The sequence below is a fragment of the Kitasatospora phosalacinea genome, assembly GCF_000717185.1.
In the GTDB taxonomy this organism is placed as follows: domain Bacteria; phylum Actinomycetota; class Actinomycetes; order Streptomycetales; family Streptomycetaceae; genus Kitasatospora; species Kitasatospora phosalacinea_A.
Map to the genome: position 1 here is coordinate 1 of NZ_JNYE01000002.1, position 19,440 is coordinate 19,440.

23 protein-coding genes and 1 pseudogene are annotated in these 19,440 nt (G+C 74.0%); 8 read left to right on the forward strand and 16 right to left on the reverse strand.

The window, feature by feature from the left end; genetic code table 11:
• The 3 genes and pseudogenes from OO57_RS45035 to OO57_RS00985 form a co-directional block, all read right to left on the reverse strand.
• A partial coding sequence (locus OO57_RS45035; protein WP_324606760.1) for a carbohydrate-binding domain-containing protein occupies positions 1 to 144 on the reverse strand: 144 nt, incomplete at its 3' end.
• A 247-nt stretch (positions 145 to 391) separates the two neighbouring features.
• Positions 392 to 1,216: pseudogene (locus OO57_RS45045) on the reverse strand (cellulase family glycosylhydrolase); the annotation flags it as partial.
• A 181-nt stretch (positions 1,217 to 1,397) separates the two neighbouring features.
• Positions 1,398 to 2,138: a helix-turn-helix domain-containing protein gene (locus OO57_RS00985; RefSeq protein WP_033250296.1), complete on the reverse strand. Its 741-nt coding sequence runs from the start codon at positions 2,136 to 2,138 to the stop codon at positions 1,398 to 1,400.
• A 246-nt stretch (positions 2,139 to 2,384) separates the two neighbouring features.
• Here OO57_RS00985 and OO57_RS00990 point away from each other — a divergent pair, with 246 nt between their 5' ends.
• The 4 genes from OO57_RS00990 (at position 2,385) to OO57_RS38300 (ending at position 5,534) form a co-directional block, all read left to right on the forward strand.
• Positions 2,385 to 3,056, forward strand: a complete 672-nt coding sequence (locus tag OO57_RS00990; RefSeq protein ID WP_033250297.1) for a DUF4097 family beta strand repeat-containing protein — start codon at positions 2,385 to 2,387, stop codon at positions 3,054 to 3,056.
• Between the two features lie 165 nt (positions 3,057 to 3,221).
• Positions 3,222 to 4,235: a daunorubicin resistance protein DrrA family ABC transporter ATP-binding protein gene (locus tag OO57_RS00995; protein WP_033250298.1), complete on the forward strand. Its 1,014-nt coding sequence runs from the start codon at positions 3,222 to 3,224 to the stop codon at positions 4,233 to 4,235.
• Positions 4,232 to 5,011: an ABC transporter permease gene (locus tag OO57_RS01000; protein ID WP_033250299.1), complete on the forward strand. Its 780-nt coding sequence runs from the start codon at positions 4,232 to 4,234 to the stop codon at positions 5,009 to 5,011. The genes OO57_RS00995 and OO57_RS01000 overlap by 4 nt, the downstream gene beginning before the upstream one ends.
• Positions 5,012 to 5,117: 106 nt before the next feature.
• The gene (locus OO57_RS38300) at positions 5,118 to 5,534 is read left to right on the forward strand and encodes a hypothetical protein (protein WP_158714992.1); all 417 of its coding nucleotides are present in this window, start codon (positions 5,118 to 5,120) and stop codon (positions 5,532 to 5,534) included.
• Between the two features lie 11 nt (positions 5,535 to 5,545).
• Here OO57_RS38300 and OO57_RS01010 read toward each other — a convergent pair whose 3' ends face one another.
• Positions 5,546 to 6,421 (reverse strand): lipase chaperone, encoded by an 876-nt coding sequence (locus tag OO57_RS01010; protein ID WP_033250300.1) that lies wholly within the window; start codon positions 6,419 to 6,421, stop codon positions 5,546 to 5,548.
• A complete protein-coding gene (locus tag OO57_RS01015; protein ID WP_063737466.1) occupies positions 6,418 to 7,056 on the reverse strand; it encodes a SigE family RNA polymerase sigma factor in 639 nt (212 codons plus the stop codon). The genes OO57_RS01010 and OO57_RS01015 overlap by 4 nt, the downstream gene beginning before the upstream one ends.
• A gap of 88 nt (positions 7,057 to 7,144) precedes the next feature.
• Here OO57_RS01015 and OO57_RS01020 point away from each other — a divergent pair, with 88 nt between their 5' ends.
• Positions 7,145 to 7,663 (forward strand): beta-lactamase family protein, encoded by a 519-nt coding sequence (locus OO57_RS01020; protein WP_234337176.1) that lies wholly within the window; start codon positions 7,145 to 7,147, stop codon positions 7,661 to 7,663.
• A gap of 80 nt (positions 7,664 to 7,743) precedes the next feature.
• Here OO57_RS01020 and gap read toward each other — a convergent pair whose 3' ends face one another.
• From gap to OO57_RS01045, 5 genes are all read right to left on the reverse strand, one after another.
• Entirely contained in the window at positions 7,744 to 8,739 is a 996-nt protein-coding gene (gene gap, locus OO57_RS01025; RefSeq protein WP_033250301.1) for a type I glyceraldehyde-3-phosphate dehydrogenase, read from the reverse strand.
• 127 nt (positions 8,740 to 8,866) lie between these two features.
• Complete coding sequence (locus OO57_RS01030) at positions 8,867 to 9,823, reverse strand: GlxA family transcriptional regulator (protein ID WP_033250302.1); 957 nt, start codon at positions 9,821 to 9,823, stop codon at positions 8,867 to 8,869.
• A 705-nt stretch (positions 9,824 to 10,528) separates the two neighbouring features.
• The gene (locus OO57_RS01035) at positions 10,529 to 11,197 is read right to left on the reverse strand and encodes an NAD(P)-dependent oxidoreductase (protein WP_033250303.1); all 669 of its coding nucleotides are present in this window, start codon (positions 11,195 to 11,197) and stop codon (positions 10,529 to 10,531) included.
• A 16-nt stretch (positions 11,198 to 11,213) separates the two neighbouring features.
• Positions 11,214 to 12,143: a sigma-70 family RNA polymerase sigma factor gene (locus OO57_RS01040; protein WP_051776306.1), complete on the reverse strand. Its 930-nt coding sequence runs from the start codon at positions 12,141 to 12,143 to the stop codon at positions 11,214 to 11,216.
• A 144-nt stretch (positions 12,144 to 12,287) separates the two neighbouring features.
• Entirely contained in the window at positions 12,288 to 12,824 is a 537-nt protein-coding gene (locus OO57_RS01045; RefSeq protein WP_033250428.1) for a DinB family protein, read from the reverse strand.
• 161 nt (positions 12,825 to 12,985) lie between these two features.
• Here OO57_RS01045 and OO57_RS01050 point away from each other — a divergent pair, with 161 nt between their 5' ends.
• Positions 12,986 to 13,972, forward strand: coding sequence for a helix-turn-helix transcriptional regulator (locus tag OO57_RS01050; protein WP_033250304.1), 987 nt, complete (start codon positions 12,986 to 12,988; stop codon positions 13,970 to 13,972).
• Entirely contained in the window at positions 13,969 to 14,349 is a 381-nt protein-coding gene (locus OO57_RS01055) for a MerR family transcriptional regulator (RefSeq protein ID WP_051776308.1), read from the forward strand. The genes OO57_RS01050 and OO57_RS01055 overlap by 4 nt, the downstream gene beginning before the upstream one ends.
• 392 nt (positions 14,350 to 14,741) lie before the next feature.
• Here the strand turns inward: OO57_RS01055 and OO57_RS01060 are convergent, their stop codons facing one another.
• The 5 genes from OO57_RS01060 to OO57_RS43440 are packed head-to-tail and all read right to left on the reverse strand — an operon-like array spanning position 14,742 to position 17,983.
• On the reverse strand, positions 14,742 to 15,893 hold the full coding sequence (locus OO57_RS01060; RefSeq protein ID WP_033250305.1) for a hypothetical protein: 1,152 nt from the start codon (positions 15,891 to 15,893) through the stop codon (positions 14,742 to 14,744).
• Positions 15,890 to 16,162, reverse strand: a complete 273-nt coding sequence (locus tag OO57_RS01065) for a helix-turn-helix transcriptional regulator (protein ID WP_033250306.1) — start codon at positions 16,160 to 16,162, stop codon at positions 15,890 to 15,892. The genes OO57_RS01060 and OO57_RS01065 overlap by 4 nt, the downstream gene beginning before the upstream one ends.
• Before the next feature lie 17 nt (positions 16,163 to 16,179).
• Positions 16,180 to 16,929: a sigma factor gene (locus OO57_RS01070; RefSeq protein ID WP_033250307.1), complete on the reverse strand. Its 750-nt coding sequence runs from the start codon at positions 16,927 to 16,929 to the stop codon at positions 16,180 to 16,182.
• Positions 16,926 to 17,234: a hypothetical protein gene (locus OO57_RS43435; RefSeq protein WP_033250308.1), complete on the reverse strand. Its 309-nt coding sequence runs from the start codon at positions 17,232 to 17,234 to the stop codon at positions 16,926 to 16,928. Before OO57_RS43435 ends, OO57_RS01070 begins: the two co-directional genes overlap by 4 nt.
• The gene (locus OO57_RS43440; protein WP_158714993.1) at positions 17,231 to 17,983 is read right to left on the reverse strand and encodes a hypothetical protein; all 753 of its coding nucleotides are present in this window, start codon (positions 17,981 to 17,983) and stop codon (positions 17,231 to 17,233) included. Before OO57_RS43440 ends, OO57_RS43435 begins: the two co-directional genes overlap by 4 nt.
• 249 nt (positions 17,984 to 18,232) lie before the next feature.
• Here OO57_RS43440 and OO57_RS43445 point away from each other — a divergent pair, with 249 nt between their 5' ends.
• Positions 18,233 to 18,919, forward strand: a complete 687-nt coding sequence (locus tag OO57_RS43445) for a Crp/Fnr family transcriptional regulator (protein ID WP_051776312.1) — start codon at positions 18,233 to 18,235, stop codon at positions 18,917 to 18,919.
• A 6-nt stretch (positions 18,920 to 18,925) separates the two neighbouring features.
• On the opposite strand, the gene OO57_RS01090 is transcribed toward OO57_RS43445, so the two are convergent.
• Positions 18,926 to 19,408: a hypothetical protein gene (locus OO57_RS01090; RefSeq protein WP_063737468.1), complete on the reverse strand. Its 483-nt coding sequence runs from the start codon at positions 19,406 to 19,408 to the stop codon at positions 18,926 to 18,928.
• Positions 19,409 to 19,440: the final 32 nt, after the last annotated feature.

Genomic DNA, 19,440 nt, shown 5'->3' on the forward strand with positions numbered 1-19,440 from the left:
GCCGCCGCGCACCACGCAGGAGGCGCTGTTCTCCCAGCCCCAGCCGTCCCCGTCCGGGTCCGACGAGGCCGACGCGCAGTACGGGTACCCGTTCGGCGCGGTGGTCCCGGTGGCACCGGTGTCGGCCTTGCCGCCGCGCACCACGCAGGAGGCGCTGTTCTCCCAGCCCCAGCCGTCCCCGTCCGGGTCCGACGAGGCCGACGCGCAGTACGGGTACCCGTTCGGCGCTGGCGGCGATGCCGTTGGCGCCGTTGAAGAAGCGGTTGCCCCAGCTGGTCAGCGAGTTCTTGTCGAAGTTGTTGACCAGGTCGAGGTACTCGACGCCGCCGCCGTTGCCGCTCCAGGACCAGCCGAGGTAGCCGATGCCCTGGGTCTGGGCGGTGGCCATGATGGCGTCCTCGTCCGGGTCGCCGTCGCTGTGCTGGGCGCCGAACTCGCCGACGACGACGGGCAGCCCGGCCGAGGTGTAGGCGTTCAGGTAGGACTGCACCTTGGCGGCGGTGTTGTAGACGCCGTACATGTGGATCGAGAAGATCGTGTTGCGGTCGGGGTCGGCGGCGAGCACCGAGGCGGCGTTGTCGCGCATGGTGTTCGACCAGTCCTGGCCCCAGTTCGGGCCGTCGACCATCAGCGCGTGGTGGATCCCGGCGTTGCGCAGCTTGGCGATCGCGCTCTTGGTGGCGGCCGTCCAGGAGGTGTAACCGCTGTTGCCCCAGGGCTCGTTGGCGATGTTGACGACGACGTAGTTCTCCTGGCCGTCGAGCGCGCTCTTGTTGTCGACCCAGAACTGGGCGGCCCGGTCGAGGGTGGTGGCGGCGGCGTCCTCGCCGTAGCCGGTGGTGTCGTGCACCTCCAGCACGCAGATGACCTTGGCGGCCTTGCACTGGGCGATCAGCGCGGAGACCTGGGCGGTGGTGGTGCGGGTCCAGCGGTCGCCGTTGCTGAGCACGACGCGGACGGTGTTGGCGCCCTTGGCCGCGATGTCGGCGATCGCGGTGGTCTGGCTCGGGTACCAGGCGTACGCGTGGTTGACGCCGCGCATGACGAACTGGTTGCCGTTGGACTCGTAGACGCGGCCGTTGCTGACGTGGATGCCGGAGGTGGCGGCCTCGGCGCTGCCGGGGGTGAACCCGAAGACGGAGAACAGCAGGCCGAAGACGGCGGCGACTGCCGCGCCGACAGCCGTGAGCGCCCTGCGGCTCGGCGGCTTTTCCATGACTCTCCTCAGGTGGGGGTGGGGAACGCGGCCGCCCCGGAACGCCAGGGCCTTGGCAACGTTGTCTGCGGGATCCTGGCACGCCGAAACACCTCGGTCAATGGTTTGCGCTTAACCGATTAACTAGCCATCGCCTTAAGAAAGTTAGGCAAATATCCGAACCATTAAGTAGAACGGTTAACTAAAGCGAGGAATCGACGGACTCCTCACCGGCCGGCCGACTGGAGAGCACCTCGCGCGCCTGATCGGCAGCACGCAGCAGCACCTCGGAGAGGTGGTCGAGGAACCGGGCGACGTTCTCCAGCCGCGCCCCGGCGGGGGTGGTCGAGCCGAGGAGGGAGACGCCCTGGCGGGCGGTGGCGGCCACCGCGGAGTTGGCGTGGGCGCTGGTCACCGCGGACTGGTACCAGATCTCCTCGTCCACCAGGTAGCGCTCGCGGCGGCGCTCGTCGCGCTCCCGGCGGACCATCGACTGCTCGTCCAGGAAGGCCACCGCCTTGGACACCGACGCCGGGCTGACCTGCAGGCGCCGGGCGAGTTCGGCGGCGGTCAGGCTGCCGGAGTCGGTGAGCAGCAGCGCGGCCAGCACCCGGGCGGGCATCCGGCTCATGCCGGAGTGCATGAAGACGGTGGTGATCGTCTCCTCGAAGGCGTCCAGCGCCTCGGGGTCGCGCCCGTCGGCCGAACGGTCGACCGGGAGCGGGCCGCGGGCCGGTGCGGCCCGGCGGTGGGCGCGGCGCTCGGTGGCGCGGTGCGCGAGGTCGGCGCGGTAGCCGGTCGGACCGCCGTTGCGCATGACCTCGCGGGTGACGGTGGAGGTCGGACGGTCGATCCGGCGGGCGATCTCCGCATAGGCGAGGTCGTCGGCCAGGCCCAGCGCGATCTGCTGGCGCTCCTGCTGGGTGAGCCTGCCTCCCGGCATCGGGGCCCCCTTCTTCGATGTGTGGCGTCTGCGCGTCCAGCATAGCGTTCACCCTCATTCCATTGCAACGAATACCGCTTCTGACGTTGCGTTACCTCCAGGGCGGTTGCAACGATTTTCCCGCATTGAGCTGCTGCAATGCCATTTGATTGCAACAAGAGCGTTGCCAGGACAGTGAACGCAACGTAGCGTTTCCAATGTCAGAAACGAAGCAGCGCACCACTCGGAACCCCCAGGGAGCACACCGTGCAGAAATTCGACACCCCCGCCCCGGTCACCGTCGTCCTGGACGTCCCGGCCGGTCTGGTCCGCTTCATCGCCGCCGACCGCACCGACACCGTGGTCGACCTGCGGCCCGCCGACCCGGCCAAGGGACGCGACGCCAAGGCCGTCGAGCAGACCGAGGTCAGCTACGCCGACGGCGTGCTGCGGATCGTCACCGACTCCGCCGCGCACCGCCTGCTCGGCTCGTCCGGCGCGCTGGAGGTCACCGTGCAGCTGCCCTCCGGCTCGAAGGTCGAGGCGAGGAGCGCGGACGCCCAGTTCCGGGGCGTGGGACGGCTCGGCGACGTGTCCTTCGAGAGCGCCCGGGGCACCGTGAAGCTCGACGAGGCCTCCGCCGCCAGCCTCACCCTGCAGGACGGCAGCATCGAGGTCGGCCGCCTCACCGGCCCCGGCGGCCTCACCACCCAGCGCGGCGACCTGACCGTCACCGAAGCGGTGCGCGGCCCGCTCGAACTCACCACCCGGTCCGGCTCGATCTCGGTCGGCGTGGCCCGCGGCGTCTCCGCCTCGCTGGACGCCGGCACCGGCCACGGCCGGATCCACAACGCGCTGCGCAACGCCGACGACGCCCCCGCGGTCACCATCCGCGCCACCACCGCGCACGGCGACATCTCCGCCGCCACCGCCGCCTGACCCGACGCCACCCACCCCCACCCCCCCCCGCGGCACCGGCGCCGCCCCGCCGAGGCGGCGCCGCCCCGCCCACCAGCACCGACAGCACCCGCACCGCCAGCGCCGCACCACCCCGTACCGCCGCACCACCCCACCGCAGTACCCCACACCCACAGGGAGCACCCCATGACCGGCTTGGCCATCGCGGCGAGCGGGCTGCACAAGTCCTACGGCGACAAGACCGTGCTGAACGGCATCGACCTCGCCGTCCCCACCGGAACGGTCTTCGCCCTGCTCGGCCCGAACGGGGCCGGCAAGACCACCGCCGTCAAGATCCTCTCCACCCTGATCCGCCCCGACGCCGGGCAGGTCACCGTCGGCGGCCACGACCTCGCCACCGCACCCCAGCAGGTCCGCGCCGCGATCGGCGTCACCGGCCAGTTCTCCGCCGTCGACGGCCTGATCACCGGCACCGAGAACATGCTGCTGATGGCCGACCTGCACCACCTGCCCAAGGCCGAGGGCCGCCGGGTCGCCGCCGAACTCCTGGCCCGCTTCGACCTCACCGACGCCGCCGACAAACCCGCCTCCACCTACTCCGGCGGCATGAAGCGACGGCTCGACATCGCGATGACCCTGGTCGGCAGCCCCCGGATCATCTTCCTCGACGAGCCCACCACCGGCCTCGACCCGCGCAGCCGCCACGGCATGTGGCAGGTGATCAGGGAACTCGTCGCCGACGGCACCACCGTCCTCCTCACCACCCAGTACCTGGAGGAGGCCGACGAGCTCGCCGACCGGATCGCCGTCCTGCACGGCGGCGCCATCGCGGCCGAGGGCACCGCCGAGGAGCTCAAGCGCCTCGTCCCCGGCGGCCACGTCCGCCTGCGCTTCACCGACCCGGCCGCCCACCGCGCCGCGGCCGCCGCCCTCACCGAGGCCGCCCGCGACGACGAGGCCCTCACCCTCGACGTCCCCAGCGACGGCAGCCAGCGCGCCCTGCGCTCCGTCCTCGACCGCCTCGACGCGGCCGGGGCCGAGGCCGACGAACTCACCGTCCACACCCCCGACCTCGACGACGTCTTCTTCGCCCTCACCGGCGCCCCCGCCGTCCCCGGCGCCCCCGCCGTCCCCCACCAGACCGCCGCCGCCAGCACCGCCGCCGCCAGCACCGCTTCCGCTGAGGAGAACGCCCGATGAGCAGCCAACTCGCCCTCGCCGTCCGCGACTCGTCCACCATGCTGCGGCGCAACCTGCTGCACGCCCGGCGCTACCCGTCGCTCACCCTGAACCTGCTGCTCACCCCGGTGATGCTGCTCCTGCTGTTCGTCTACATCTTCGGCGGCGCGATGAGCGGCGGCGCCGGACGCTCCGCCTACGTCGCCTACCTGGTGCCCGGCATCCTGCTGATGACCATCGGCTCGACCGTGATCGGCACCGCCGTGTCGATGGCGACCGACATGAACGAGGGCATCGTCGCCCGGTTCCGCACCATGGCGATCCACCGCGACTCGGTGCTGTTCGGCCGGGTGGTCGGCAGCGTGCTGCAGTCGGTGGCCAGCGTGGTGCTGGTCGGCCTGGTCGGGGCGGCGATCGGGTTCCGCTCGCACGGTGCGAGCGCGCCGGAGTGGCTGGCCGCGTTCGGGCTGCTCGTGCTGTTCTCCCTCGCCCTGACCTGGATCGCCGTCGGCATGGGCCTGGGCAGTCCCAACGCGGAGGCCGCCAGCAACGCCGCGATGCCGCTGATCCTGCTGCCGATGATCTCCAGCGCCTTCGTGCCGCTGCACTCGATGCCCGGCTGGTTCCAGCCGATCGCCCAGTACCAGCCCTTCACCCCCGCCATCGAGACCCTGCGCGGCCTGCTGCTCGGCACCCACATCGGCAACAACGGCTGGATCGCCCTGCTCTGGTGCCTCGGCCTCACCGTCCTCGGCTACCGCTGGTCCCGCGCCCAGTTCGACCGCGACCCGAAGTAGCCCCTCGCCCCACCCCGTCCCGGCCCTTTCGACGGCACGTCAAACCGCTTGTCCGGCACCACGGGTGTCCGACAAGGTGGAGGGATGACGAACCGTCGAAAGGGCCTTGCCGCGTAGGCGCCCCTCCGGCCTCCGGGTGCCGCCGCGGGCCTGGGGCCCGCCGCGCGGGTACTCGCGGATCGGCCGGCTGTCCGGCCCGGCGCACGCCGCGCTGGCCCGACTGGAGCGGGAGCGGTGGGGAGCGGGTGCCGTGGAGGTGGCGCTGCGGCGCTGGGAGTCGATCGCCCGGGCGCCCGGGCTCAGCCTGCCGCCGTTCTACCGGGACCGCTGCGGACAGCCGTCCTGCTGCCCCGAGCCCGCGGAGGCGCGGGACGTCCTGGAGCGGGCGGTGCATGCGCTGCCGACTCGCAGTGCGCGTGAACTACTGTTGCTGGTACGGGCGTTGGACGAGGAGATCCTCCGCCGCCGGTACCTGGTTCCGGCCGGTGGCCCGCCCCACCGCTGGTGGGACTCGGGGCTCTGACCGGCCCCGGATCAGTGGCCGGCCGCCTCCTGGACCCAGGCCGGGTCGAGGACGAGGGCGGTGAGCTGCTGGCCGTCCAGCGCGGGCGGTCCGGCGTACAGGTCGGAGCCGTGGCCGGGCAGCGGGACGGTACCCGACTCGGCGGTGATCATGCTGCCGTCGGTGCGGTAGAGGGTCGCCTGCCAGACCTGCTCGCCGCCCGCCGCCGCGGGCGGGAGGTTGAGCACCAGGGTGCTGCCGTCCGGCTGCTTGGTGGCGCTGCACCCCGGGGTGCCGCACGTGGCCGGCGCCCGGTGGGGCGCCCCGTCCTGTCCGCGGCTGATGGTGAGCTGCACGGTACCGGTCTTCGACCCCTTGGCGATGGTGTACCCGGCGCCGACCTGGCCGCCGATCCGGGCGCCGTTCTTGAGCCGGTCGGGGAGCCCGCCCTGCTCGGCGGCCAGCTTCTTCTGCTCCTCGGTGAGCTGCTTGTTGAGCAGCTCCCAGTCGATGCCCTTGTCCTCGACCAGGAACGGCTCGCCGTCCGCCCGGTAGCCCTGCGGGAAGCGGCTCTTGAGCAGCGCGGCGACCTCGGCCCCGCTGGTCGGCCCCAGCTGGACCGCACCCCCGGGCGTCACGGAGGCGGAGGTGGAGGCGGAGGTGGACGCGGTGCCCGCCCCCGCCGGGCCCGCGACGGTCGCCGTCGGGCCGCCCGAGAGGGCGAGCCCGCCGAACACCGCGACCGCGGCCACGGCGGCGACGCTGCCCGTGACGGCGGCGGTGCGCAGCCCGCGGCGGCGGCGGCCGCGGTGCATCAGTTCGGTGACCGGGGCGGGCCCGGCCGGGCCGTGCCGGTCGGCAAGGTCCCGCAGGGCGCGGGACATCTCCTGGTGCTCGGTGTCGTTCATCGGGTGACACTCTCCTGGTTCTTCGTGCGGTTCTTCGGCTGGTGGTGCTGCGGCTGGTGCTGCTGCGGCCGGTGCGGCCGCTGGTAGGGCGCGTGGTTCCCCGCCCCGCCCCCGGACGGGTCCCGTCCCCCGGAGGGGTCCCCGCCCTCGGAGGTGTTCCGTGCCAGGACGGTGCGCAGCCGGGCCATCGCCCGGGAGTGCTGGCTCTTGACGGTGCCGACCGAGCACCCGAGGACCGCGGCGGCGTCCTTCTCCGTCAGGTCCTCGAAGTGCCGCAGCACGACCACCGCCCGTTGTCTGGGCGGGAGTTCGCGCAGCGCGCGGTACAGCTCGTCCGAGGCCTCCGTCCCCGCCGCACCGCCGGAGGGCCCGTCCGGCGGTTCGGCGATGAGCAGTTCCCGGCGGCGACGCCGCCACCAGCTGATGTGGTTGTTGACCAGCATCCGCCGCAGGTAGGCGTGCGGGTCGTCGGTCCGCATCCGTCGCCAGCGCACGTACAGCTTGACCAGGCAGTCCTGGAGCAGTTCCTCGCCCCGGTGCCGGTCGCCCGCGATCAGCGTCGCGGTGCGCAGGTGCCGGGGCCAGGCGGTCGCGACGAAATCGGTGTAGGCGTCGTCCTCGGTTTCTCGGCTCACACCGACCAGACGCCCGGGCCCCGCGGAAAGGTTGTCAGCCGCCGCACCGTTCTGCTCCCGGTGCCGCCGGGCGTTCCGCGCCGGGTCCGTGCAGAACCGAACCGCCGCCCTCCGCAGTCCTCTCGACGACACCCCCACCGACCGCAGCGGAGGCCGCGCCGTGCCCCGGCCCGGCGGCGGCAGCGACCCGGTGGACGTCACCCGGCAGAGCCCGTGGCCGTGGGCCGAGGGCGGCATGGTCTCCACCGCGCCCGACCTGGAGCGCTTCCTGTCCGCGCTGCTGCGGGGCGAGCTGCTGCCGCCCGCCCGGCAGGCGGAGCTGTTCGCCGTCCCGGACGTGCCGAACTTCCGCAACCAGAACTGCGGCCTCGGCCCGACCGCCGACCGGGCCCGCTTCAGCACCGGCCTGATGCGCTCCACCCCCGAGCCGGGCGTCGAGCTGTGGGGCGAGACCGGCAGCCGCCCGGGCTGCACCAGCGCGGTGTTCGCCACCCGCGACGCCTCCCGGGACTTGGTGTACTCCTTCACCCCGACCTCCCGGCAGGGCGTCCCGTTCCCCGTCCAGTACCGGGTCGCCGCCGCGGCGTTCGACCTGCCCCCGCTCTGACCCCGCCCACGCCATGAGCGCACGCGCACGCGCGACGGGCCCGGGCCGGCGAACCGGTCCGGGCCCGTCGCGGTGCGGCGTCAGCCGGCGAGCAGCTCCAGGGTGTCGATGACCCGGTTGGAGAAGCCCCACTCGTTGTCGTACCAGGCGACCACCTTGACGTGGCGGCCGTCGACCCGGGTCAACTCCGAGTCGAAGATCGAGGAGGCCGGGTTGCCGGTGATGTCGGAGGAGACCAGCGGGTCGTCCGAGTACTCCAGCACGCCCGCGAGCCTGCCCGCCGCGGCCTCGCGGTAGGCGGCGAGCACCTCCTCGCGGGTGACGTCGCGGGCGACGGTGGTGTTCAGCTCGACGATCGAGCCGACCGGCACCGGCACCCGGATCGAGTCGCCGGACAGCTTGCCGTCCAGCTGGGGCAGCACCAGGCCGATCGCCTTGGCGGCGCCGGTGGTGGTCGGGACGATGTTGACGGCGGCGGCGCGGGCCCGGCGCGGGTCGCGGTGCGGACCGTCCTGGAGGTTCTGCTCCTGGGTGTAGGCGTGCACGGTGGTCATGAACCCGTGCTCGATGCCCGCGAGTTCGTCGAGGACGGCGGCCAGCGGGGCGAGCGCGTTGGTGGTGCAGGAGGCGTTGGAGACGATGGTGTGCACGGCCGGGTCGTACGCGTCGGTGTTGACGCCGTAGGCGAGCGTCACGTCGGCGCCGTCGGACGGGGCGGAGACCAGGACCTTCTTGGCGCCCGCGGTGAGGTGGGCGCGGGCGGCCTCGGCGGAGGTGAACCGGCCGGTGGCCTCCAGCACGATGTCGACGCCGAGCTCGGCCCAGGGCAGGTCGGCGGGGTCGCGCTCGGCGAGGACCTTGATCCGGCGGCCGTCGACGACCAGGGTGTCGCCCTCGACGGTGACCGGGCGGCCGAGCCGGCCCGAGGTGGTGTCGTAGGCGAGCAGCCGGCCGAGCGCGGTCGGCTCGGTCAGGTCGTTGACGGCGACGACCTCCAGCTTGCTGTCGCGCTCCAGCAGGGCGCGCAGCACGTTGCGTCCGATGCGGCCGAATCCGTTGACGGCGATGCGGGTCATGGGTGGTGCCCTTCTCTGCGGCTCTTCTGCGGCGTTCCTGCGGGGTGGTGTGCTTCCACTGTCGCTCGCCGGGAGGGCCGGTGGCAGTGGCGCCCGTGCCACTGTTCGCAAGGATCGTGCCAGCCGTTCACTGCCCCCTGGTGAACGTCCGGCGGTACTCGCTGGGCGTGGTCCCGAGGATCTGCTGGAAGTGCGCGCGCAGGTTCGCGCCGGTGCCCAGGCCGGTCTCGGCGGCGATCTGCTCGACGCTGTGCCCGGAGCGTTCCAGCAGCTCACGGGCCAGGTCGACGCGGGCCCGCAGCACCCACTGCATCGGCGTGTAGCCGGTGTCCTCGACGAAGCGCCGGGAGAAGGTGCGCGGCGAGACGGCGGCGTGCCGGGCCAGCGTCCGCACCGTCAGCGGCCCGTCCAGCCGGTGCAGCGCCCACTCCCGGGTGGCCGCGAACCGCTCCCCGACCGGCTCGGGCACGCTGCGCGGCACGTACTGCGCCTGGCCGCCGCTGCGGTAGGGCGCGGCGACCAGGCGGCGCGCGGTGTGGTTGGACGCGGCCACCCCGAGGTCGCTGCGCAGCACGTGCAGGCACAGGTCGATGCCGGACGCGGCGCCCGCCGAGGTGAGCACGCTGCCCTCGTCGACGAACAGCACGTTCTCGTCCACCCGCACCTGCGGGTACTTGGCGGCCAGCGCCCGGGTGTAGTGCCAGTGCGTGGTGGCGCGGCGGCCGTCCAGCAGCCCGGTCGCGGCCAGCGCGAACGCGCCGGTGGAGATCGCCGCCAGCCGGGCCCCGCGGTCGTGCGCGGCGCACAGCGCCTCGACGACGGTGGTCGGCGGGTCGTCCCGGTCGGGGTGCCGGTAGCCGGGCACGAACACCGACTCCGCCCACTCCAGCGCCTCCAGCCCGTGCGCCACGTGGTACGACAGGCCGTCCCCGCCCGAGACCAGCCCGGGCGCGGCCCCGCACACCCGCACCTCGTACGGCATGCTGCCGCGGGTGGAGAACACCTGCGCGGGGATCCCGACGTCGAGCGGCTTGGCGCCGTCCAGGACCAGCACGGCCACCCGGCGCAGACGAGGAGCTGACATCCCCTCAGGGTAGGTGCCGTCCGGGCGGTGCCGTCGCTTCACCGGGCAGCGCCGACAGCGCCGACGACGCCGTCAGCGCCGTCAGCACCAACAGCGCCGGGACGGGCGGGAACGGGCGGGAACGGGAGCAGGAATGGACATCGCCGCGTACGTCACCGCGCACACCGAGCGGTCGCCCGCGCACCCGGCCCGGCCGGTGCCGGTCCCGGTGGACTGGGCGGCGGTCGAGCACCGGCTCGGGCGCCGGTTCCCCTCCAAGTACCGCGAGTTGCTCGGCGGCCACCTGCGCTTCCGCACCCCGCTGCGCCAGGGCGGGCACGACTTCCTCGCACACCAGCGGGACGCCTGCGAGAGCTACCTGCTCTTCCGCGAGGACGACCCCGACGACTTCCCGCTCGCGGTCTGGCCGGAGCCCGGCGGCTGCCTGCCCTTCGCCGCCTCCGCCCACGGCGACGGGCTGGGCCGGCTCACCGAGGGCCCCGACCCGGACCGCTGGCCGCTGGCCGCTGGCCGCCCACCCCCGGCACGTCGACCAGGGTCCGCCGCTGGCGGGCGGCCTGGTCGACGTCCTGCTGGCCTGGCTGCGCCGCGACCTGGAAGCCCCCGGCCTGCCCACCTTCGACGAGGACGACGACCCGGCCGAGTACGCCGTCCTCGAGTCCTTCGACGACGGCTCCTACTGGTGACGCGGGCCGGACGGGGCCGTCAGTCCGCGACGCCGAGGATCCGCCCGACGGTGTCCGGGTCGCCGACCGAGCGCAGCATGCAGTGCGCGACGTCCGCCCGCGACACCTTCGACCCGCCGCGCAGGTTCCGCCCGTACGCGACCCGGTAGTCGGAGGTCAGCGGCCCGTCGGTGAGCCGGGGCGGGCGCACCACCGTCCAGTCCAGCCCGCTGGCCAGCACCGCGTCCTCCATCCGGGCCAGGTCCGCGTAGTGCGCGCGCAGCACCCGCTTCACCACCGGCGTCAGCACGTACCGCATCACCGGCCCCTCCCCCGGGTCGTGCCGCGGCGGGTTCGGCCGCTCCGGCGAGGGCACCGTCCCGATCGGCGCGGCGCTCACCACCAGCAGCCGGCGCGCCCCGGCCTCCCGCATCGCGTCCACCAGCGCCCGCGTCCCCGCCTCCGCGACCCCGAGGCCGGCCTTCCCGACCGCCCCGAGGCCCGACAGCACCGCGTCCGCCCCGGCCACCGCGGCCCGCAGCTCCCCCGCCCCGGCCCGCGCCAGGTCCGCCCGCACCACCCGCGCCGCCGTCTCCCCGAGCTTCCCCGGGTCCCGCACCACCGCCGTCACCTCGTGCCCGCCCGCCAGCGCCTGCTCCAGCAACTGCCGCCCGATCCCCCCGGACGCGGCCACCACGGTCAGCTTCATCACTCTCTCCTCTTCCTCAGTTCTCTTCGGTCGCAACGGAGTTCGCGCCCTGCAACTTGTCGGGGTTGGTCACGAAGTAGATGTCCGTGACCTGCTCGCCGTCCGCGGCGAGGTCCAGCACCAGCACCGCGAACGGGGCCTCGCCGACGAACAGCACCGCCGACGGGTCGCCGTTGGCGGTGGCCCACCGCACCCGCACGCCCTGCGCCCGCGCGGCGCTGCCGACCAGCAGCCGGGCGACCTGCCCGCGGCCGTGCACCGGGCGCGCCCCGGCGGCGGTCGCCTTGCCGCCGCCGTCCGCCCAGAGGGTGACGTCGGGGGCGAGCAGCCGCAGCAGCGCGTCGAGGTCCCCGCCGCCGACGGCGGCGGCGAAGCGTTCGGTGGCCTGCCGCCGGACGGCCGGGTCGGCCCGGTAGCGGGGTCGCCTGGCGCGGACGTGTTCGCGGGCCCGGTGGGCGAGTTGGCGGACGGCGGCGGGGGTGCGTCCGAGGATCCCGGCGGTCTCCGGGTGGCTGTACCCGAACACCTCGTGCAGCACGAACACGGCGCGTTCCAGCGGCGTGAGCGTCTCCAGCACCACCAGCAGCGCGATCGAGACCGCTTCGGCCCGCTCGCCCGGGTCCTCCTCGGCCGGGGCGAGGAGCGGTTCGGGCAGCCAGGGCCCGAAGTAGCTCTCGCGCCGCCGGCTGATCTCGGCGCGCCGGGCGAGGGCGGTGTTGACGGCGGTGCGCACCAGGTAGGCGCGCGGGTGGAGCACCGGCGCGGCCCCGGCGGACCGGTGCCGCCCGGACCAGGCGAGCCAGGTCTCCTGGAGGACGTCCTCGGTGTCGGCGACCGTGCCGAGCAGGTTGTAGACCATCGAGAACAGCAGCTCCCGGTGGCTGGTGAACACCTCGGTGGCCTCGTCCATCGGGTCCGCCTCCTCTATCGGGTCCGCCTCGTCCATCGGGTCCGCCTCCTCCGTCTTCGTCTTCCGGCTGCACCCCGAGAGTGGCGGATCCCCCGGGGTGTGACACGGGGACCGGAGAAAACGCAGAAAGGGGCCCGGGCCGCCGTCGGCGGTCCGGCCCCCTGCGCAGCGGGCCGGAGGTCAGCCCATGCTCTTCTGCCCGTCCAGGGACTCCCGGATGATGTCGGCGTGCCCGGCGTGCTGGGCGGTCTCGGCGATGATGTGCATGACGGTGCGCCGGGCGGACCAGCTCGCCCCGGGGGTGAACCAGGGTGCGGCGGGCAGCGGGTGGGAGACCCCGAGGTCGTCCAGCCCGGCCAGCAGCTCGTCGGTGCCGCGGGCGACCGCCTCGTACGCGGTGAGGACGCCGAGCAGGGTCTCGCCGGGCAGCAGCTTGAACTCGTCCAGCCGGGCCTGGTAGTCGGCCTCGGTCATCGCGCTGAAGTCGGGCAGCGCGGAGGTGCCGACCGCGATGAACGCCGCCCAGCTCCGCTCCACCGAGGTGACGTGCTTGATCAGGCCGCCGATGGTGAGCTCGCTGGCGGTGGTGCGCTGCCGGGCCTGCTCGTCGGTGAGGCCGCGGGCGGTGAACCGCAGGAAGTGCCGGCCGGCGCGGAGCTGCGCGATCAGGTCGGCGTGCTCGGCGGTCGGGCCCTCCGCGGTGGCGACGGGGTACATGCCCTCCGCGGTCTCGACGGCCTCGGTGGTCTCGACGGTCTCGGTGCTCATGGTGTCCCTCTCTGTTCCCCGGTCACGATGCGCTGTCCTGCTCGCTTCGTGTTCCACGCTACGGACCATTGCGGTCACTTCCCGGCCGCAATTTCGGGAGGATGGGATCCATGGCCGACACCGGCGCCCGCACCCTGCGCCTGCTCACCCTGCTGCAGTCCCACCGCTTCTGGCCAGGCGAGGAGCTCTCCTCCCGGCTCGGCGTCTCCCCGCGCACGCTGCGCCGCGACGTGGACCGGCTGCGCGAGCTCGGCTACCCGGTGGAGGCCCGGCGCGGCGTGGACGGCGGCTACCAGCTGGCGGCGGGGGCGGCGCTGCCGCCGCTGGTGATCGACGACGAGGAGGCGGTGGCGCTGGCCGTCGGGCTCCAGGTCGCGGCGGACAACGCGGTGGAGGGCCTCGCGGAGGCGTCCGTGCGGGTGCTGGCGAAGGTGGTGCAGGTGATGCCGGCCCGGCTGCGCCGCCGGGTGGAGGCGCTGCGGACGGTCACCGTCCCGGCGGACTGGCGCGTCGACACCGCCGCCCGCATCGCCCCGGACGTCCTCACCGCCGTCGCCCTGGCCTGCCGGGACACCGAGCGGCTGCGCTTCCGGTACGAGGCGGCGGGGGGCGCGGCCACCGAGCGGCACGCGGAGCCGCACGGCCTGGTCCGGCTGGACCGCCGCTGGTACCTGGTCGCCTACGACCTGACCCGCCAGGACTGGCGCACCTTCCGGCTGGACCGCCTCGCCGGGCCCGAGCCGACCGGCGCCCGCTTCCTGCCGCGCACCCTGCCGGCCGCCGACGCCGCCGAGTTCGTCCGGGCCGGCCTGCAGGGCCTGCCCCGCCCGTACCTGGTCGAGGCGCTGGTGAAGGCGCCCGCGGCGGCCGTCCGGGAGCGGCTCGGCACCTGGGCCGAGGTGCAGGAGGCCGGGCCGGGGCGCAGCCGGGTGCTGATGAAGGCGGACTCCCTGGAGTGGCCCGCGATGGCGCTCGGTTCGCTGGGGGCGGACTTCGCGGTCGCCTCCCCGCCGGAGCTGTCCGCGCTGCTGGCCGCCTGGGGCGAGCGCTTCACCCGCTGCACGCGGGCCGACGGGCAGGCAGAATCGGGGCGGTGACGACCCAACAGCTGCTCACTCCCGCCGAGGCCGCCGAACGCTCGGGGTTCAGCCTGGACACCCTGCGCTACTACGAGCGGATCGGCCTGCTCACCTCCATCACCCGCGCCACCAGCGGCCACCGCCGCTTCAGCCCGGACGACATCGGCTGGCTGGGCATCCTGCGCTGCCTGCGCGACACCGGCATGCCGATCGCCGACATGCGCCGGTACGCCGAACTCGCCCGCGCCGAGGGGCCGGAGAGCCTGCTCGGCCGGATCGAGCTGCTGGAGCGGCACGACACCGCCGTCAACGACCGGATCGCCCTGCTGGAGCGCCAGCGCGCCCACCTCCGCGACAAGATCGACTACTACCGGAGCGTCCTGCCCGCCGACTGAACCCGCCCTACGGGGTCACCACCGGGAAGCCGGGGGCGGACGCGTCCAGCAACTCCCCGTACTCCTCCAGGAGTCGGCCGCCCCCTGCCGCTCGCCCCCGGCGCCCTGCCCGAGCGGCACCCGGCCAGCACCGCCGTCGGCCGGACACCGTCGGTCCCGCCGCCCCTCCGCCGACACCCGTCCCGCGCCGATCAGTTCGACGTACCGGCGGGCGGCCTCCACCGGCGGGCGCGGGTGCAGCGAGACCGGGTCGCCGCGGTCGCGCCGACGCCGACCGGGCGCCTCGGGCAGCTCGACCTCCTCCGCGGCCTCGCGTTGCCCGCGATCACGTTCTCGCCCAGCGCGTACGTGTCGAAGACCACCTCCCGCCCCGCCCGCCCCGGAAAAGCCGCTTACGCCGTCCTGGCGACCCGTTCCCGGAGCATCGCGGTCCCCCGCCGCTCCCAGGACTCCGCCCGGGCCACGACCTCCCCGAGCCGGTCGATGGCCCGGGCGATCTCCCTGACCGGCTGCCGCAGCGACATGCTCATCCCCGCCAGCACGGCCAGCAGCGCGCGGAACTGCTCCATCACCGCCAGCCCCTCCCGGATCGAAACGGCCACGCCCACCAGGTCGTTGACGAACGCATCCGCACCCAGCACGTCCCCGAACTCCGGGGAGCGCTGCAGCAGGTCCAACGCGGAACCCACCGCCTGGTCGATCCGCTCCATGTGGGAGGCGAACCGGTCCGCCCGCACCCGCAGTTCACCCGCCGGGGCGGCCAGCGCCGCCGCCATCCGTTTGGTCACCGCGAGGTTCGCGGACAGCGGCGTACCGGTGCCCCACGCACTCTGGATCTGCGGACCGAACTGCTCCATCACCTCGGCGAGGTCGTTGATCGAGCGGGTCATCGCGTTCATGTCCTCGCCCATCACCTCCATGTCCGCCTCCACCGCGGCGAACCGCTCGAACAGCCCGGGGGCGTCCGGGTCGTCCGGATCGGCCAGGTCAGCCGTCCCGGCGCCGGGGTCCGCGGGCTCCCGGGGCTCGGTGCCGTTGAGCACCCGGGCCGGAGTCGGGATCCCGAACCCGTCCCGCAGGCCGCTGCGCAGCGCCTGTTCCAGCTCCTTGCGCGCGTCGACCAGCCCGCCCCTGGTGCGTTTGAACTGGATGGTCCTGATCAGCGAGATGTCGAACGGCAGCCGTCCGTGCTCGCCGAGCTGCACGGTCGGCCGTCCCAACAGGTGCCGGATGCCGAGCTCGTACATGACGTTCGGGTTCCCGCCCGTGACGTCCGCGACCACCACGTCGGCGTGCATGACGTGCCGGCAGACCTGCTCGGTGATCTCGCCGGGCTGGGCGATCAGGTCGGCCCGGGTCGGCTCCAGCCCCACGCTGCCGCAGGCCGGCAGGACGACCTTCTCGTAGACCTCCAGCGCCTCCTCGTACGCGAGGCGCTCCGGGCTCCCGCAGTCCCTGTGGCGGTCACCGATCGGGCCGATGACGAAGCAGCTCAGCGCGGACGCGCCGTCCCGGGCGGACTGGCTGGGAACGGGGACGTTCATGTCCGGTCCTCCGGATCGGCGTCCTCGGCGGCCGCGTACTCGGCGCCGCGCTGCAGGTCCTCGGCGTGGACCGGGATCTCCTCGATGCCCATCGCCCGGAGCATGCCGGCGGTGGGGATGCGGTACTGCCACCCCGGGCGCAGCACCGGGCAAGGGAAGTCGTCCTCCTTGAGACGGCGGTACACGGTGGCCGGGCAGAGCCCGAGCATCCGCGCCGCGGTGCGCACGTCTATCGTCAGCGGCAGGTCGAACACCTCGCTGAACCGCATGCCTCCGCCGGTCCCGCTCACCGGGTGGCCCCTGCGGGACGCAGCGAGAGGGTACCGACCACGGGGCCGCGCGGCCTGCGGGCCTGCCGCACCACCTCGGCCAGGCCCATCCGCTCGGCCAGCGCGCCGAGCCGCTCCCCCTCGCGCACGGTGGGCGACACGGTGAACCTGAGCTGCGCCGCGAGCCCGTCCGGCCGGGCCGGCGGACTGATCGCCAACTCCCAGTCCGGTTCCCAGGGTTGTGCCTGCGCCGGGGTCCCGTCACGCAGCGTCTGCCGGTCGGCGATCGCCGCCGCCGCCTGGTCCGGCCGCTCCGGCCAGGCCGTCCTCGCCGCGTCCCAGGCCCGGCGGGCCGCCCGCCGGAGCAACCAGCGGGACGCCTCGGGGTGGTCCGGGTCGGCGTCCGGAACGGCGTCCAGCAGGCCGGCCACGGCCTCGGCCTCGACGTCCCTGCGGTCCGCGGCGAGTCGGCCTGAGACCTTCCGGACGGTACGCCGCAGGACCGGCGAGAACAGCCAGACCAGGTAGGTCGACCACTCCCCCTCCGGCCGCTGGGAGCGCTGGGCGAGCCGGATCGCCCCGGCCCACACCTCCCGGCCCTCCTCGGGAGCGGACCGGTAGGCGAGGTCGCGCGCGGCGAGCGGGTCGAGCAGCAGCCGGCCCCCGGCCGGGCCGGAGACCTCCAGCCGCAGCCGCCGGTCCGGATCGGGGTGGAGCACCCGGTGGTGGATGCTGTCGAGCAGTCCGGTGAAGACGAGGGTCGTCATGGGTCCGTTCCTTCCGCTGCGGGCTCGTCGGTCAAACGGCCCTGCTGTGGCGTGTGTCGGTCGAAGAAATCGGCGGTGGCCCGGGTCACCTGGGCGAGCCTGCCGACCGCCTCGCCCAGCCCGCTCCGCATCAGGGCGCCGAGGTCGGGGAGCACCCGCAGCTGCCCGATGTAGACGTTCAGTTCTCCGATGCCCCCGCCGACAGCGAGGCCGCTGCCGACCTGCTGGCCGCCGCGGTTGCCGTGGTCGGCGCAGCTGGCGCAGGCACCGACAGGTTCGGGTCCTGCTTCGGGCCCGTCGGTCATGGGCGGTGGACGATGGTGAGGCCGCCGTACACGTCCCCGGCGACGGCGGTCCCGTTCCCCACGGTCTGGCTGAGCCGGGGCCGGCGCGGAAAGCGCCACGGACCGTCCGGCGCCCCGCCGGCACCGGGACGGGCGGCGGGATTCGTGGTCGCCCCGCCCGAGGGCGAGGGAATGTACAGCCAGGCCGTCTGGTGGAACGCCGCCTTTCCGCTGACCGTGGCCTCCACCCGGGTGCACGCCCCCGGTCGCAGCTTGCTGTAGCCGCCGACCAGGACGTCCTGGTACACCCGGTCGGAGAAGACCGAGACCAGGTGGGTGACCTCGGGATCGGACGCGTCCAGCACCCGCTTGAGCGGTTCGCTGTCCAGCAGCCGGTGCAGGTCGTTGCGGGCGGCGCCGTTCGCGTCGGGCGGGTTGCCGTCGATCGTGACCGGCCCGAGGTGCAGGCTCATCCGCAACCGCACCGGCGCGTCCCGCCGGCAGGCGTTGTACGCGGCGGCGGCGCGGTCCAGGAGCGGGACGAACCAGTCGATCACGGCGGGGAGGTACTTCGGTGGGAACCCCATCGCGAGACCGTCGCCGCGCGGGGCCGTGAACGACCGCTCGTCGAGCACCTGCTGGAGTCCCGCCTCGATGAAGCTCTCGTCGACCAGTTCGGCGATCAGCCGGCTCGCCCCCGGTTGGGTCAGGGACGGCAGTTCGGAGAACCCCTTCGCGTCGAACGCCGCCATCCCCTGGGTATCGGGCATCGGAACGGTTCGGTGTCCGGGCGCAAGCGGTGGAGTGGGCACTGGCACTCTCCTCGTGGTCGGCGGCCTCTTCGTCACCACGAGGATGTGCGGTGCGGGACGGTGGCGTCCGTTCCCGGGGCCGAACCAGAAGTGACAGGGGCGACAAACCGAACACCGGTGCTGTTTCCCGTCAATCCGCGTTCCGGCCCTTCCTTCCTTCGGGAACCCCGGCGCGCACACCGTCCGCTGCCCCGTAGCCTCCCCGGCATGAACAGGACGCCCCAGCCCTCCCGTTCCTTCGAGTTCGGCCCCTGGCGCGCGCTGGTCGGCGAATCGACCTGGCACGCCGTGACGACCGGGTTCGAGCGGATCACCCGGACGCCGCGCCACCGACTGCTCAACCAGGGCGAACCGGGCCCCTACGTCTTCCTCGTCCTCAGGGGTCTGGTCTGGATCGAGCAATGCGTCAGGCACGGCGGCACCTCCTGCCACCTGCGCGGGCCGGGCGACCTGCTGGGCGAGGCGTCCCTGTTCGGCGAGCCCCGCACCGCCACGGCCGTGACGCTGACCGACTGCCAGCTCGTCCGGGTTCCGGCCGCCGAACTGCGCGAACTCCTGCGTCGGCCCGGCCTGGAGGACTCGGTCGCCGCCCTGCTCCACCACCGCCAGCGGGTCGACCACCTGCTCCGGCAGTTCAAGGACCCGCTGAAGCGCCTGGCGGTGGGGGTGCACCCGGCGGTGCGCGTGGCCGACGGCACCCCCCGGGACTTCCGCGCGATCAAGCTGGCACTGAGCAACGAGAAGGTGAGCCGCTGGCTGGGCGTGCGGCGGGCGGCCCTGGTCCGGGCCCGTGACAGGCCCGAGTTCGTCCAGAACTTCGCCAGCCACCGCGGGGCGCTGGAGGTCCTGCGGCGGGACTGGATCCTGCGGACCGCGTCCCTGGAGTGCCGCTGACCGCGCTCACAGCCGGGTGACGAGGACCGCCGCGACCAGCAGCGCGCCCTTGTGCAGCGCCTGATCGGCCAGGTACATCCCGTTCATCCCGGCCGTCCGCAGCTCGGCGAAGGCGGCGGAGGCGAGGTGCCGCAGCAGCCAGCGCACCGGCCAGCGGCGGTCGAGCCAGGCGTGGGTGGTCATCGACCAGGCGAACCCGGCGACCGTCCCGGTCGGCGACAGCGGCAGCGGGATGAACAGCCGCACCAGCGCCAGCACGGCCGCCATCACCAGGTGGTACTGGGCGACGTGCGCCAGGCAGGCCCTCCAGCCGCGGTGGGGGTCCGCCCCGGCGGCGACCTCCGCCCGGGTCGGCGCGGCCTTGTTCGCCGCCTGGTGGTCGGTCTGCCCGAACACGTGGTCGGCCAGGGCGTGGCCGGTCGCCAGGACCGCCCACACCGCGCCGAAGGCCGCCAGCGTCCCGATCCGTTCGATGTCGTGCACTGTCATGTCGTCTCCTGCTACTGGGGCCTGGGCAGCGG

Bases quoted from the DNA above. Each gene is read 5' to 3' on its own strand.
- OO57_RS00985 (WP_033250296.1), bottom strand. From the start codon at position 2,138: ATGCCGGGAGGCAGGCTCACCCAGCAGGAGCGCCAGCAGATCGCGCTG.
- OO57_RS00995 (WP_033250298.1), top strand. From the start codon at position 3,222: ATGACCGGCTTGGCCATCGCGGCGAGCGGGCTGCACAAGTCCTACGGC.
- OO57_RS01000 (WP_033250299.1), top strand. From the start codon at position 4,232: ATGAGCAGCCAACTCGCCCTCGCCGTCCGCGACTCGTCCACCATGCTG.
- OO57_RS01010 (WP_033250300.1), bottom strand. From the start codon at position 6,421: ATGAACGACACCGAGCACCAGGAGATGTCCCGCGCCCTGCGGGACCTT.
- gap (WP_033250301.1), bottom strand. From the start codon at position 8,739: ATGACCCGCATCGCCGTCAACGGATTCGGCCGCATCGGACGCAACGTG.
- OO57_RS01030 (WP_033250302.1), bottom strand. From the start codon at position 9,823: ATGTCAGCTCCTCGTCTGCGCCGGGTGGCCGTGCTGGTCCTGGACGGC.
- OO57_RS01035 (WP_033250303.1), bottom strand. From the start codon at position 11,197: ATGAAGCTGACCGTGGTGGCCGCGTCCGGGGGGATCGGGCGGCAGTTG.
- OO57_RS01040 (WP_051776306.1), bottom strand. From the start codon at position 12,143: ATGGACGAGGCGGACCCGATAGAGGAGGCGGACCCGATGGACGAGGCC.
- OO57_RS01045 (WP_033250428.1), bottom strand. From the start codon at position 12,824: ATGTACCCCGTCGCCACCGCGGAGGGCCCGACCGCCGAGCACGCCGAC.
- OO57_RS01050 (WP_033250304.1), top strand. From the start codon at position 12,986: ATGGCCGACACCGGCGCCCGCACCCTGCGCCTGCTCACCCTGCTGCAG.
- OO57_RS01060 (WP_033250305.1), bottom strand. From the start codon at position 15,893: ATGAACGTCCCCGTTCCCAGCCAGTCCGCCCGGGACGGCGCGTCCGCG.
- OO57_RS01065 (WP_033250306.1), bottom strand. From the start codon at position 16,162: ATGCGGTTCAGCGAGGTGTTCGACCTGCCGCTGACGATAGACGTGCGC.
- OO57_RS01070 (WP_033250307.1), bottom strand. From the start codon at position 16,929: ATGACGACCCTCGTCTTCACCGGACTGCTCGACAGCATCCACCACCGG.
- OO57_RS43435 (WP_033250308.1), bottom strand. From the start codon at position 17,234: ATGACCGACGGGCCCGAAGCAGGACCCGAACCTGTCGGTGCCTGCGCC.
- OO57_RS43440 (WP_158714993.1), bottom strand. From the start codon at position 17,983: ATGCCCGATACCCAGGGGATGGCGGCGTTCGACGCGAAGGGGTTCTCC.
- OO57_RS43445 (WP_051776312.1), top strand. From the start codon at position 18,233: ATGAACAGGACGCCCCAGCCCTCCCGTTCCTTCGAGTTCGGCCCCTGG.
- OO57_RS01090 (WP_063737468.1), bottom strand. From the start codon at position 19,408: ATGACAGTGCACGACATCGAACGGATCGGGACGCTGGCGGCCTTCGGC.